General features: G+C 73.2%; 14 protein-coding genes. 7 read left to right on the top strand and 7 right to left on the bottom strand.

The window, feature by feature from the left end:
* The first annotated feature begins 42 nt into the window (after positions 1–42).
* The gene (locus tag OF852_RS01260) at positions 43–663 is read left to right on the top strand and encodes a response regulator transcription factor (RefSeq protein ID WP_271121088.1); all 621 of its coding nucleotides are present in this window, start codon (positions 43–45) and stop codon (positions 661–663) included.
* Here OF852_RS01260 and OF852_RS01255 read toward each other — a convergent pair.
* From OF852_RS01255 to OF852_RS01245, 3 genes are read right to left on the bottom strand one after another with little or no spacing between them, the layout of a single operon-like run.
* Positions 660–1,916 (bottom strand): MFS transporter, encoded by a 1,257-nt coding sequence (locus OF852_RS01255; protein ID WP_271120003.1) that lies wholly within the window; start codon positions 1,914–1,916, stop codon positions 660–662. The two genes, OF852_RS01260 and OF852_RS01255, sit on opposite strands and share 4 nt — an antisense overlap.
* 58 nt (positions 1,917–1,974) lie before the next feature.
* Positions 1,975–2,307, bottom strand: a complete 333-nt coding sequence (locus tag OF852_RS01250; RefSeq protein WP_271120002.1) for a thiamine-binding protein — start codon at positions 2,305–2,307, stop codon at positions 1,975–1,977.
* Positions 2,304–3,593, bottom strand: a complete 1,290-nt coding sequence (locus OF852_RS01245) for a glycosyltransferase 87 family protein (RefSeq protein ID WP_271120001.1) — start codon at positions 3,591–3,593, stop codon at positions 2,304–2,306. Before OF852_RS01245 ends, OF852_RS01250 begins: the two co-directional genes overlap by 4 nt.
* Positions 3,594–3,731: 138 nt before the next feature.
* Between OF852_RS01245 and OF852_RS01240 the strand changes: the two genes are divergently transcribed.
* Genes OF852_RS01240 through OF852_RS01230 form a run of 3 tightly spaced genes read left to right on the top strand, consistent with a single transcriptional unit; the run spans position 3,732 to position 6,180 of the window.
* On the top strand, positions 3,732–4,571 hold the full coding sequence (locus tag OF852_RS01240; protein WP_271120000.1) for an ABC transporter substrate-binding protein: 840 nt from the start codon (positions 3,732–3,734) through the stop codon (positions 4,569–4,571).
* Entirely contained in the window at positions 4,568–5,416 is an 849-nt protein-coding gene (locus OF852_RS01235) for an amino acid ABC transporter permease (protein ID WP_271119999.1), read from the top strand. The genes OF852_RS01240 and OF852_RS01235 overlap by 4 nt, the downstream gene beginning before the upstream one ends.
* On the top strand, positions 5,413–6,180 hold the full coding sequence (locus tag OF852_RS01230; protein ID WP_271119998.1) for an amino acid ABC transporter ATP-binding protein: 768 nt from the start codon (positions 5,413–5,415) through the stop codon (positions 6,178–6,180). Before OF852_RS01235 ends, OF852_RS01230 begins: the two co-directional genes overlap by 4 nt.
* 6 nt (positions 6,181–6,186) lie before the next feature.
* Here the strand turns inward: OF852_RS01230 and OF852_RS01225 are convergent, their stop codons facing one another.
* Positions 6,187–7,011: an ADP-dependent NAD(P)H-hydrate dehydratase gene (locus OF852_RS01225; RefSeq protein ID WP_271119997.1), complete on the bottom strand. Its 825-nt coding sequence runs from the start codon at positions 7,009–7,011 to the stop codon at positions 6,187–6,189.
* A 22-nt stretch (positions 7,012–7,033) separates the two neighbouring features.
* Between OF852_RS01225 and OF852_RS01220 the strand changes: the two genes are divergently transcribed.
* Entirely contained in the window at positions 7,034–7,660 is a 627-nt protein-coding gene (locus OF852_RS01220) for an HAD family hydrolase (RefSeq protein ID WP_271119996.1), read from the top strand.
* Entirely contained in the window at positions 7,660–8,766 is a 1,107-nt protein-coding gene (locus OF852_RS01215) for an NADH:flavin oxidoreductase/NADH oxidase (RefSeq protein ID WP_271119995.1), read from the top strand. Before OF852_RS01220 ends, OF852_RS01215 begins: the two co-directional genes overlap by 1 nt.
* Positions 8,767–8,793: 27 nt before the next feature.
* Here the strand turns inward: OF852_RS01215 and ald are convergent, their stop codons facing one another.
* Entirely contained in the window at positions 8,794–9,909 is a 1,116-nt protein-coding gene (gene ald / locus OF852_RS01210; protein ID WP_271119994.1) for an alanine dehydrogenase, read from the bottom strand.
* A 129-nt stretch (positions 9,910–10,038) separates the two neighbouring features.
* On the opposite strand from ald, the gene OF852_RS01205 reads away from it, so the two are divergent.
* Positions 10,039–10,536 (top strand): Lrp/AsnC family transcriptional regulator, encoded by a 498-nt coding sequence (locus tag OF852_RS01205; RefSeq protein ID WP_271119993.1) that lies wholly within the window; start codon positions 10,039–10,041, stop codon positions 10,534–10,536.
* A 117-nt stretch (positions 10,537–10,653) separates the two neighbouring features.
* Here OF852_RS01205 and OF852_RS01200 read toward each other — a convergent pair whose 3' ends face one another.
* Both OF852_RS01200 and OF852_RS01195 read right to left on the bottom strand, forming a co-directional pair.
* A complete protein-coding gene (locus tag OF852_RS01200; RefSeq protein WP_271119992.1) occupies positions 10,654–11,697 on the bottom strand; it encodes a hemolysin family protein in 1,044 nt (347 codons plus the stop codon).
* Complete coding sequence (locus OF852_RS01195; protein WP_271119991.1) at positions 11,694–13,013, bottom strand: hemolysin family protein; 1,320 nt, start codon at positions 13,011–13,013, stop codon at positions 11,694–11,696. Before OF852_RS01195 ends, OF852_RS01200 begins: the two co-directional genes overlap by 4 nt.
* Between the last annotated feature and the right edge of the window lie 14 nt (positions 13,014–13,027).

Genomic DNA, 13,027 nt, shown 5'->3' with positions numbered 1-13,027 from the left:
TACCCAGAGCGCATCCGCCTGGCACTCGTGGACGATCACAAGATGCTCCTCGGCGCCCTCACCGAGTGGATCCGCAACGCCGCGGACGACATCAGCATGGTCGCGGCCGTCGCGAGCTGGCCGGAGCTGCTCACGCACCCGGAGTTCCCGGTCGACGTCGTCCTCCTCGACCTCGACCTCAAGGACAACATCCCGGTCGCGCTCAAGATCTCGACGCTCAAGACCACGGGCGTCCGCGTCGTCCTCATGTCGACCTACTCCGAGCCGAACGTCGTGCGCGAGGCCCTCGCGGCCGGCGCGCTCGGCTACCTCGTCAAGAGCGAGGACGCCGGCATGATCGTCGAGGCGATCCGCGCGGCCGCGCAGGGCGAGAGCTTCATCTCGGCCGAGCTGGACCTCGCGCTCAACGCGGCCGACATCGGCGGCGCCCCCAAGCTCAGCGCCCAGGAGCGCCGCGTGATGGCCCTCTACGGCGGCGGCGAGCCGGTCAAGGCGGTCGCGTACGAGCTCGGCATCTCCGAGGAGACGGCGAAGAGCTACCTCAAGCGCATCCGCGAGAAGTACCGCGTCGCGGGGATCGACGTCGGCACGAAGGTCGCGCTGCGTCGCCGCGCGATCCAGGACGGCATCCTCATCCAGGACGCGCCCAACGGCGGCTTCTAGCCCTCGAGCGCCGAGCCGACGGAGCGGGCGGTCGCGATGGCCCCCGTCTCCGGGCGCGGCCGGAGACGGCCGACGAGGATCGCGACGCCCGTCAGGGCGACGCCGAGCAGCGCGAGCACCACGCCGACCCAGGTGGGCGCGACATAGCCGAGACCGGCCGCGATGACGACGGCGCCGAGCGCGGCACCCGCGCCGTTGCCGATGTTGAGCGCCGAGTGGTTGAGCGCCGCCGCGAGCGTCTGGGCGTCGCCCGCGACGTCCATGAGCCGCGTCTGCACCGCGGGCACGAGGACCGACGAGGTCGCGCCGACGAGGAACAGGAACGCGAACAGCCCCGGCCCGGTCGAGGCGGTCAGCGCGAGCCCGATCATCGCGGCGATGAAGCTCGCGAAGCCGATCAGGAGCGCCCGCACCACACCGCGGTCGGCGAGTCGGCCGCCCAGCAGGTTCCCGACCGTCATGCCGAGGCCGAGGGTCGCGACCGCGAGCGGCACGACCGGCGCCGGAAGCCCGGTCACCTCGGTCGTGAGGGGCGAGACGTAGCTGTAGACGGCGAAGAAGCCGCCGAAGCCGATCGCGCCGATCCCGAGCGCGAACCACACCTGACCCCGCCGGAACGCGCGCAGCTCGCGGGCGATCCGCGCCGCGGGGTCGCCCGGCGACGCCGGCACGACGAGGATGATCGCGACGGTCGTCGCCGCGAAGATCGCGGCGACCGCGAGGTAGGCGACGCGCCATCCCGAGGTCTGGCCGAGGAGCGTCACGAGGGGCACCCCGACGACGTTCGAGATGGTGAGCCCCGAGAGGACCAGCGCGACCCCCTGCGCGCGGCGGCCCGGGCCCATGAGCTGCGCGGCGACGAGCGACGCGATGCCGAAGTAGGCGCCGTGCGGGAGCGCCGCCAGGAAGCGCGCGACGACCGCCACCTCGAAGGTGGGGGCGAGGGCGGAGAGGATCGTGCCCGCCGTGAAGGCGACCGCGAGGACCGTGAGCAGCGACTTCCGCGGGAAGCGCGCGGCGGTCGCCGCGATCGTCGGCGCGCCGACCACGACGCCGAGCGCATAGGCCGAGATGAGGATGCCGACCTGCGCGTTCGCCTGATCGGGCGAGGCCGCCCACACGGCCGGGAGGAGGTCCTGCGCGATCTCGGGCAGGAGGCCCATCGCCACGAACTCGGTCGTGCCGATGCCGAAGCCGCCGAGGGCGAGGGCGAGGAGCGCGAGGCGCGTGCGCGCGGGCGAGAGCTGGGGCATGGAGGCGGGCCGTCCGATCGTGAGGCGGGTGGTGGCTCGCCGTCGAGTCGAATCGATTCTAGCGCCGCGCCACGGGCACGGCTCGGGCCTCCTGACGGGCGATCGCGGCCTCCAGGCGCTCCAGCTTGCCGTCGAGCTCGCCCGTGCGGCCGGGCCGGATGTCGGCCTTGAGCACGAGGGAGACGCGCGTGCCGTAGGCCGCGACCGCCTCCGTCGCCTGCTTCACGACCGCCATGACCTCGTCCCACTCCCCCTCGATCTCGGTGAACATCGAGGAGGTGCGGTTCGGCAGACCCGACTCGCGCACGACGCGGACGGCGGCCGCGACCGCGTCGTGGACGGAGTCGTCGGAGCGGCCGCCCGAGGGGGCGACGGAGAAGGCGGCGATCATGGGGCGGTTCCTTCCGGCGGGACGGGTGCGGCATGCGCCGCGAGGTGCGGGATCGGGCGGGCGCCGCGCACGAGGCGCGCGAGCGCGGCGATCGCCCAGGCGAGGAGGACGAGCTCGAGCACGTTGCGCAGCGTCAGGGCGAGCAGCGCCGGCAGCTCGAGCGAGATGAGCCGGCCGTAGGCGACGGGATAGAACGCCTGCGTCAGCAGCGCGAGCAGGATGCCGAGGACGAGCGGCACGCGGAGCCCGCGCAGGCCGCCCGCGGCCCCGGCCGAGAGCGCCGCCGCCGCGACGAGCGGGACGGCGAGCCAGGAGATGAACTGCGGCGAGCCGACCTTGTTGAAGACGATGAGCGCGGTGGTGAGCGCGAGCGCGACGGGTGCGATGAGCTCCTCCGCGCGGAGGCCGCGGCGGACGCCGACGACGAGCAGCGCGAGCACCCCCGCGACCGCGACGACCATGAGCGGCGTCATGACCGAGCTCCACGCCTCCGTCCCGGCACCGCGCACCTGATAGGTGAGGATGCCGGTGTCGTAGTAGACCTCCGGGCCGAGACCGAGGCGCGCCGCCCACAGCCAGGGCGTCGCGACGGGCGACTCGACCTGCAGGCCGCGGCCCGTCTGCTGCGTGACGAAGCTGAAGAGCGCACCGCCCCCGCCGAGGACCAGCGAGACGCCCGCGACCGCGAGGCACACCGCGACCGCCGCCGTGACGATCTCGCGGCGGGCGCGCCCCCGCAGCGCGATCGCCGCGGCGACGCCGAGCGCCGCGGGCCACACCTTGATCCACGCGGCGACCGCGAGGAGGATTCCGGCCGCGTAGGCGTGCCGGACCGCGAGCAGGAGGCCCGCGAGCGCGATCGGCACCGTGACGGAGTCGATGCGGCCGACCGCGATCGGCCCGAGCGCGACGAGGAAGGCCGTCCACCACCAGCCGGCGGCGAGGCGAGCCGGCTCCGGGCGGCGGCTCGGCCCGAGGATCACGAGGAGCGCCGCGAGGTCGAGGGCGAGCACGAGCCAGAGCCAGACCGCCGCGTAGTTCTCCGGGCCCGCGACCCAGGCGAGCAGCATGGGCACGAGCGCGAGCAGCGGGTACACCCAGACGGTGTCGAGGCCGACCCAGACGCCCGTCCGGAGCCCGTGATCCACCCAGAAGCGGTACACGCCCGTGACATCCCCGAGCGGCGCGCCCGGCTGCGTCAGCGCGAGCCAGCAGAGCCAGGCGTGGGCGAGCACGAAGGCCGCCCACAGCGCGAGCGGATGCCGCAGCGCGCGGAAGGGTGGCATGGGCTCCAGCCTAGGCCAGCAGGACGGGCCGTCCCCCCGCGCGCGGGGGCCGCGGATGTCATGCGGCGACACGGAACACGCCGGAAACGTGCCGCACGGCAGAATCGGAGCACACAGCATCCCGCCCTGGAGGCCACCATGACCCGACCCCGCATCGCCCGCATCGCCGCCGCGGGCGGCATCCTGCTGCTCGGCGCCGCCCTCGCCGCCTGCCAGACGCCCGCAGCCCCCGCCGAGGAGGGCGACGGCTACGTCACCGAGGGCAAGCTCACGATCGGGACCGGCGAGCCCGCCTACTTCCCGTACGTCATCGACGACGACCCGGAGTCCGGCGACGGCTTCGAGTCGGCGGTCGCCTACGCGGTCGCCGCCGAGCTCGGCTTCGACGCCGAGGACGTCGTGTGGGTCCGCTCGACCTTCGAGGCCGCGATCGCGCCGGGCCCGAAGGACTTCGACATCAACCTCCAGCAGTTCACGATCAGCGAGGATCGCGCGCAGAACGTCGACTTCTCGAGCCCCTACTACTCGACGCCGCAGGCGGTCGTGACGGTCGAGGGCTCCGCCGTCGCGGGCGCGAGCTCGATCGACGACCTGAAGGACGCCGTGCTCGGCGCCCAGGTCGGGACCACGAGCCTCCAGACGATCGAGACCGTCATCGAGCCGAGCCAGGCCGCGCAGCCGTACAACTCGAACGACGACGCCGTGCTCGCGCTGCAGAACGGCCAGGTCGACGCGCTCGTCGTCGACCTCCCGACCGCCTTCTACATGTCCGGCGTGCAGCTCGAGGGCGGCGTGCTCATCGGCCAGCTCCCCGCGGATGCCGGCATCAGCGACGAGTGGGGTCTCGTGCTCGCGAAGGACAGCCCGCTGACCGAGGAGGTCACGGCCGCCGTGGACGCGCTCACCGAGGACGGCACCCTCGCCGAGATCGCCGAGGCGCAGCTCGGCGCCGACGCGGGAGCCCCGCTGCTGCAGTGATCTCCGACCCGAGTCCGATCGAGCTCGAGCGTCGAGCCTGGCGACGCCGGCAGAGCATCCGCTCCGTCGGCGTCGCCGCCGTGTCGACCCTCGTGTTCGCGGTCGTCGTCTGGGTGACGATCGTCAACACGCCCGGCTGGGCTCGGGTCCAGCAGTCCTTCCTCGACCCGGAGACCGCGATCCGGGCGCTCCCCCGGGTCTGGGACGGCTTCCTGCTCAACCTCCGCGTGCTCGTCGTCGCGGCGCTCGGCGTGCTCGTCTTCGGGCTCCTCATCGCCACGATCCGCACCCTTCGCGGTCCCGTCTTCTTCCCGCTCCGCGCGCTCGCGGCCGGCTACACCGACCTGTTCCGCGGCATGCCGCTCATCATCGTGCTCTACCTGGTCGGCTTCGGCATCCCCGGCCTCCGCTTCACGGAGGGGCGCATCCCGCTCGAGGTCCTGGGAACGATCGCGCTGGTCCTCACCTACTCGGCCTACGTCTCGGAGGTGTTCCGGGCGGGCATCGAGGCGGTGCACCCCTCGCAGATCCAGGCCGCGCGCTCGCTCGGCCTGCGGCACGGCCAAGCGCTGCGCATCGTCGTGCTCCCGCAGGCGGTCCGCAAGGTGACGCCCGCGCTCATGAACGACTTCGTCGCGATGCAGAAGGATGTCGGCCTCATCTCGGTGCTCGGCGCGGTGGATGCGGTGCGGGCCGCGCAGATCGAGACGGCCACCGCCTTCGACTTCACGCCCTACGTCGTCGCCGGCCTCCTCTTCGTGCTGCTCGCGCTGCCGCTGATCCGGCTCACCGACTGGTACTCGGCGCGCCTGCGCGCCCGCGAGCAGATCGGATCGGCGCTGTGACCGCCGCGCTCCGACTCCAGGAGGTGCGGAAGGCCTACGGCGAGCACGAGGTGCTCGCCGGGATCTCGCTCGATCTCGCCGCGCACGAGGTCGTCGCCCTCATCGGCGCCTCGGGCTCGGGCAAGTCGACCCTGCTGCGCTGCGCGAACCTCCTCGAGCGCATCGACGACGGGCGGATCCTCCTCGGCGAGGAGGACATCAGCGACCCGCGGGTCGACGTCGACCGGGTGCGGGCGCGCTTCGGGGTCGTGTTCCAGCACTTCAACCTGTTCCCGCATCTCTCCGTGCTCGACAACGTGACGCTCGCCGCCCGCAAGGTGCACCGGGTGCCGCGCGCGGAGGCGGAGCGGCAGGGCCGCGAGGTGCTGGAGCGGATCGGGCTGGGCGGGAAGGCACGCGAGTTCCCGGACCGACTGTCCGGCGGCCAGCAGCAGCGCGTCGCGATCGCGCGCGCGATCGTCACGGAACCCGAGGTGCTGCTCCTCGACGAGATCACGAGCGCCCTCGACCCGGAGCTCGTGGGCGAGGTGCTCGATCTGGTGCGCGAGCTCGGCCGAGGCGGCGCGACGATCATCATGGCGACGCACGAGATGGCGTTCGCACGCGAGGTCGCGGACCGGATCGTGTTCCTGGAGGGCGGCCGCATCGTCGAGCAGGGGCCGCCCGCGCAGCTCTTCGAGGCGCCGCGCGAGGAGCGCACCCGCGCCTTCCTCGCGCGCTTCCGCGGCGAGCCCCCGCTCCCCCGCGAGCGCGGGGCGGGCTGAGCCGAGTCAGGCCCGGGAGGCGAGCAGCTCTCCGACGAGCGCGGGGAGCTCCGCGCAGAGGTCGAGCACCGCGATCGGCCCGCCGCCGTGGCGCTCGCTCGCGCGGCCCGCGGCGAGGCCGTGGAGGAGGGATGCCGTCGCCGCCAGCTCGGCGAGGCGATCGCCCGAGCCGTCCGGGAGCTCCTCGTGCGCGCCCGCGAGGAGGGCGCCGAGGATGCCGGCGAGCGCATCGCCCGTGCCGGCGGTCGCCAGCCAGGCCGTCGGCGCCTCGATGAGGATCGCGCGTCCGGCGGGCGTCGCCGCGATGGTGCGGTGTCCCTTGAGGAGCACGACGCCGTCGAGCGCCGCGGCGGCGGCGATGGCAGCGCTCTCCGGATCCCCCTCGATCTCGGCGCGATCCCGGCCCGTGAGCCGGGCGAGCTCCCCCGCGTGCGGCGTCAGCACGACCGGTCCGGATGCGGCGGACGCGAGATCGAGCGCTCCGCCGTCCAGGACGGCCGGGACCCCCTCCTCGAGCGCCGAGCGGAGGAGCCCCTCGTCGCGGTGCTCCGTATCCTGCCCCGAGCCGAGCACCCAGGCCTGGACGCGGCCGCGCGCCGTCACGACCTCGGGCCGACGGGCGAGCACGAGCGAGGACGGGCGCTCGGGGCCGAGATAGCGCAGCATCCCGACGCCGGTCCGGATCGCGGCCTCCACGCCGAGCACCGCGGCGCCCGGGTAGCGCTCGGAGCCGGTCGCGACGCCGAGGACGCCGCGCGAGTACTTGTCGTCCGAGGGTCTCGGCGCACGCAGGCGCGAGGCCGCCGCCTCCGTCGTCCAGCGCTCCGTCATGCCCTCACGATACGTTCGATCGGTGAGCATCAGCATCCCCGGCCGTGTCGTCGTCTTCGACTACGGGGAGGTGATCTCCCGCTCCCCCGACGAGCACGACCGGGCCCGGCTCGAAGCCGTCGCCGGCATCGACGAGGCCGGCCGGGACGCCTTCTGGAGCGCCTACTGGGCTCGCCGCGAGCCGCTCGACCACGGCCGGGTCACGGTGCCCGAGTACTGGGCCCAGGTGGCCGCCGACCTCGGCACCGCGTTCCGCGCCGCGAAGGTGCACGAGCTCTGGGTGGCCGACTTCCGCGGCTGGATCAGCGTCGAGCCCGGCACGCTCGACCTCCTCGAGGAGCTCCGCGAGGGCGGCACCCGCATGGCGCTCCTGTCGAACGCGGGCTTCGACTTCGGCGACCCCTTCCGCCGCTCCCCCATGGGCAGCTACTTCGAGCGCGTCTTCGTGAGTGCCGAGATGGGCCTCGTGAAGCCCGACCCCGAGATCTACCGGGTGACCGCGCGCGAGCTCGGCGTCGAGCTCCCCGAGATGGTCTTCGTCGACAACAAGGCGGAGAACGTGGATGCCGCGGTCGCCCTCGGCGTGCGCGGCCACGTGTTCACGAGCCCCGAGGGCCTCCGCGGCTTCCTCGAGGAGCTGGCCGCCTGATGCCGGGACTGTTCGACCCCATCCGCATCCGCGGCCTCGAGATCCGCAACCGCATCTGGGTGCCCCCGCTGTGCCAGTACAGCGTGCCCGAGCGCGACGGCGTGCCGACCGACTGGCACCTCGTGCACCTCGGCTCCTTCGCGCGGGGCGGTGCGGGCCTCGTCATGGCGGAGGCGACCGCGGTGGCGCCCGAGGGCCGGATCTCGCCCCACGACACCGGGATCTGGAACGACGAGCAGGCGGCCGCCTGGCGCCGCGTCACCGACTTCATCCGATCTCAGGGCGCCACCGCCGGCATCCAGCTCGCGCACGCCGGCCGCAAGGCCTCCGTGTTCCCCGGGTGGGGCGTCGAGGGGCTTGGGACGATGCCGGCCGAGCTGGGCGGATGGGAGACGGTCTCCGCCTCGGACGTCGCCTTCGACGGCCACGCCGCGCCGCGGGCGATGACGCTCGAGGAGCTCCGCGAGCAGCCGGCGATCTGGGCGGCGGCCGCACGCCGTGCGATCGACGCGGGCTTCGAGCTCGTCGAGGTGCACGCCGCGCACGGCTACCTCATGCACCAGTTCCTCTCGCCGCGCGCCAACCGCCGCGACGACGAGTACGGCGGCGATCTCGCCGGCCGCGCCCGCCTCCTCCTCGGGGTCGTCCGCGCGGTGCGCGAGGAGCTCGGCGAGGACGTGCCCGTGCTGGTGCGCGTCTCGGCGACGGACTGGGCGGACCCGGAGGACGGCCCCGCCTGGGATCTCGCGCAGTCCACCGAGCTGGCCGGGCTGCTCCGCGACGCGGGGGCCGACCTCGTCGACGTCTCGACGGGCGGGCTGCTCGCCGGCGTGCGGATCCCGGTCGGGCTCGGCTACCAGGTGCCCTTCGCCACGGGCATCCGCGAGGGCTCCGAGGTGCCCGTGAGCGCGGTCGGCCTCATCGTCGAGCCGCGTCAGGCGGCCGAGATCGTCGAGTCGGGTCAGGCGGATGCCGTCATGCTCGGGCGCGCCATGATGCGCGACCCGCACTGGCCGCTGCGCGCCGCCCACGAGCTCGGCGTCGAGGGCGCCCCGTGGCCGCCGCAGCACCGGCGCGCGATCCCGGGACCGGGCATCCCCTGGTAGGAGGCGCCGGCTCGCGCGGGCCGCGGCTCAGGCGAGCAGCGACTCGACGGCCGTCTGCGGCAGGCCGAAGGCGGCGGCGACACCCGCGTTGACGACCTCGCCGTCGTGCGTGTTCAGGCCCTTCGCGAGCGCGGCATCCGCCGAGAGCGCGCCCTGCCATCCCCGGTCGGCGAGCGCGACGACGTAGGGCAGGGTCGCGTTCGTGAGCGCGCGGGTGGAGGTCTCGGGGACCGCGCCCGGCATGTTCGCGACGCAGTAGTAGCGCGTGTCGTGGACGGCGAAGGTGGGGTCGTCGTGGGTCGTCGCGCGCGAGCCCTCGAAGCACCCGCCCTGGTCGATCGCGATGTCGACCAGCACGGAGCCCGGCTTCATCTGCGCGACCATCTCGTCGGTGACGAGCTTCGGCGCCTTCTCGCCGGGGATGAGCACGGAGCCGATGACGAGGTCGGCGTCGAGCACCTGCTGCGTGATCTCGTAGGGCGAGGAGTGCCGGGTCTGGAGCCGACCGCCGAACTGCACCTCGAGCTGGCGCAGGCGCGGCAGGGAGAGGTCGATGACGGTGACGTCGGCGCCCATCCCGAGCGCGTTCGCGGCGGCGTGCTCGCCGGCGACGCCGCCGCCGATGACGACGACGCGCGCCTTCGGCGTGCCCGGGACGCCGCCGAGCAGGATGCCGCGGCCGCCCGCCGCCCGCATGAGGTGGTAGCCGCCGACCTGGATCGACAGACGGCCCGCGACCTCGCTCATCGGCTGGAGGAGCGGGAGCGAGCGGTCGGCGAGCTGGACGGTCTCGTAGGCGATCGCGGTCGTGCCGGCCGCGAGGAGCGCGTCGGTGCAGGCACGGGATGCCGCGAGATGCAGGTAGGTGAAGAGCACCTGGTCGCGGCGCATGCGGCCGTACTCGGCCTCGATCGGCTCCTTGACCTTGAGGAGGAGCTCGGCCTCCGCCCAGACCTCCTCGGCGGTCTCGACGAGGCGCGCGCCGGCCGCCGCGTAGTCCTCGTCGGCGATGCGCGAGCCGTGGCCGGCGCCGGCCTCGACGAGGACCTCGTGACCGTGCCGCACGAGCGAGTCGACGCCGGCGGGCGTGATCGCGACGCGGTTCTCGTTGTTCTTGATCTCGGTGGGGACTCCGACGCGCATGGCGACCTCCTCGTGCGGGATGCGGTTGCGTGCCATGATGACGGCGATTCGTTGCGATCGCGTTTCATCCGAAGATGATTCGGAGCAGGGCGCGAACCGCACGCCCCAGCTGGCCGACCGGGAGCGACCATGACCTCGACGCCGAACGATCGTCGGAGCACGACGCAGCTGGACGAGCTCGACCTCCGGCTCGTGGAGCTGCTGCGCGCCGACGGACGCATGAGCAACAGCCAGCTCGCCGCCGCGCTCGGCGTCGCCCCCTCGACCGCGCACGTCCGCCTGCGCTCGCTTCAGGAGCGCGGGGTCATCGACGGCTTCGCCGCGAGCGTCGACCAGGCGCGGCTCGGCCGCACGCTCCAGGCGCTCGTCGGGGTGACCCTCCGCCACGGCTCGCGCCAGGCGAGCATCACCGGCTTCGCGGAGACCATCCGCGACCTGCCCGAGGTGCTGCAGGTGTTCTTCCTCGGCGGCGTCGACGACTACATCATCCACGTCGCCGTGCCGGACTCCTCGGCGCTGCGCCGCTTCGTCGTCGAGAACATCTCCGCGAACCCCGGGGTCGCGTCGACGCGCACGAGCGTCGTCTTCGACTACCACCGCAACGGCGTCGCGGCGTCCTTCCGCTAGCCGCGAGATGCCCCGGAGCGGACCGGAACTCGGAGGATCGGGCCGGATCGGGCCGCCCCGAGCAGTCCCGTCCCGGATCTCCGAGATCCGGGACGGCCTCGCCCGGCGGGATGCGCGCTAGCGACGCCGCGTCGCGTCCTGCACCTCGCCGACGAGCTCCTCGATGATGTCCTCGAGGAAGATCACGCCGCGCGTGGCCCCCGACTCGTCGAAGACGCGCGCCACGTGGGTGCCGCTGCGGCGCATCGTCTGCAGCGCGTCCTCGAGCTCCATCTGCCGGTACAGCGAGATGAGCTGGCGGATGCGCTTCGGCGGCACCGGGTCGTCGTGCTCGTCGTCCTCGATGTCGATGACGTCCTTGAGGTGCACGTAGCCGGTCGGCTCCCCCGCCTCGTCGACGAGGACGTAGCGGCTGAAGCCGTGCCGCGAGACCGCGTGTTCGACCTGCGCGGGCGTCGCGTCCTCCGCGAGCGTCACGAGGTCCGCCATGCCGGTCGCCGAGTCCTCGACCGTCTTCTCGGTGAACTCGAACGCGTTCGAGAGCGCACCCGTCGAATCGGTGAGCACGCCCTCCCGCGTCGAGGTCTGGACGATCGTCTGCACCTCGTCGACCGTGAACGCGCTCGCGGCCTCGTTCTTCGGCTCCACGCCGAAGAGCCGCAGGACGCCGTTCGCGATCCCGTTGAGCGCCCAGATCACGGGCTTGAACACGGTCGCCACGAAGACGAGCGGCGGCGCGAGGATGAGGACGGCGCGATCCGGCACCGAGAACGAGAGGTTCTTCGGCACCATCTCGCCGAGCACCACGTGGAGGTAGGAGACGACGACGAGCGCCACGACGAACGCGACCGTCCCGACGACCTCCTCCGACCAGCCGGTGACCGCGAGCGGCACCTCGAGGAGGTGGTGGATGGCGGGCTCGGAGACGTTGAGGATGAGCAGCGAGCAGACGGTGATGCCGAGCTGGCTCGTCGCGAGCATGAGCGTCGCATGCTCCATCGCCCAGAGGGCGGTCTTCGCCGAGCGGCTGCCGGCCTCCGCGCGGGGCTCGATCTGCGAGCGCTTCGCGGAGATGACGGCGAACTCGGCGCCGACGAAGAAGGCGTTCGCGGCGAGGAGGATCCAGAGCCAGGCGAGGCCCCACCAGTCGGATGTGCTCATCGTCCGCTCTCCTCGAGCTCGGCGACCGGGGTCGGCGTGAAGCGGATGCGGTCGATGCGGCGGCCATCGAGGCGCTCGACCCGGAAGGTGCCCGCCTCGATCTCGACGATGTCGCCGACGAGGGGCAGGCGCCCGAGCTCGGCCATCATCCAGCCGGCGACGGTCTCGTACGGGCCCTCCTCGGGGACGACGACGCTCGCGCGCTCCTGCAGCTCGTCGGGCCGGAGCGCACCCGGGAAGGTCAGCCAGTCGCGGCTGCGGACGACGTCGACGCGGGAGCGGTCGTGCTCGTCGGCGACCTCGCCGATGAGCTCCTCGACGAGATCCTCGAGGGTCACGACGCCCGCGGTGCCGCCGTACTCGTCGACGACGACGGCCATCTGGTAGCCGCGACCGCGGAGGACCTCGAGCAGCGTGTCGAGCATCATCGTCTCGGGGACGCGCAGCGCCTCCGACTGGAGCGCCGAGGCGGGCACCTCGGCACGCCGCTCGCGCGGCACCGAGACGGCCTGCTTCACGTGGACGATGCCGACGATGTCGTCGATGTCGTCGTCGATGACGGGGAATCGCGAGTAGCCGGTGCGGCGCGCGAGCGCGACGACCTCCTCGGCGGGCGTCGCGCGCTCGACGCTCGCGATCCGCGGCCGGGGCGTCATGGCATCCGCCGCCGTGTGCTCGGAGAAGACGAGCGTGCGCGAGAGCAGGGTGGCGGTGTCGCGGTCGAGCGAGCCCTCGGTGGCCGAGCGGCGGAGGAGGCTGCGGAGCTCCTCGGCGGTGCGGGCGCCGCTGAGCTCCTCCTTCGGCTCGATGCCGACCGCGCGGAGGAGGCCGTTCGCCGAGTTGTTGAGGAGGAGGATGGCGGGCTTGAAGACGGTCGTGAAGACGGTCTGGAAGCCGATGACGAGCTTCGCGGTCTGCCGCGGGAGCGCGAGGGCGAAGTTCTTCGGCACGAGCTCGCCGACGATCATCGACAGGAGCGTCGCGAGGATGATCGCGACGACCGTCGCGACCGGCGGGATCGCGCCCGCGGGCAGCCCGACCGCGGTGAGCGGCGGCGTGAGGAACACGCTGAACGCCGGCTCGAGCGTGTAGCCCGTGAGCAGCGTCGTGAGCGTGATGCCGAGCTGCGCGCTCGAGAGGTGGGTGGAGGTGACCCGGAGCGCGGCGATCGTCATCCCCAGCATGCTCTCGCCGCGCGCCTGGCGCGCCTCGAGGTCAGCCCGGTCGAGGTTGACGAGGGCGAACTCGCTGGCCACGAAGAAGCCGGTGCCCACGGTGAGCACGAGGCCGATCGCGAGTCCGATCCACTCGTTCATGCCGCACCGCCGAT

The organism is Homoserinibacter sp. YIM 151385, assembly GCF_027912415.1.
Classification (GTDB): Bacteria; Actinomycetota; Actinomycetes; order Actinomycetales; family Microbacteriaceae; genus Schumannella.
This window is presented reverse-complemented; position numbering and strand designations above follow the sequence as displayed.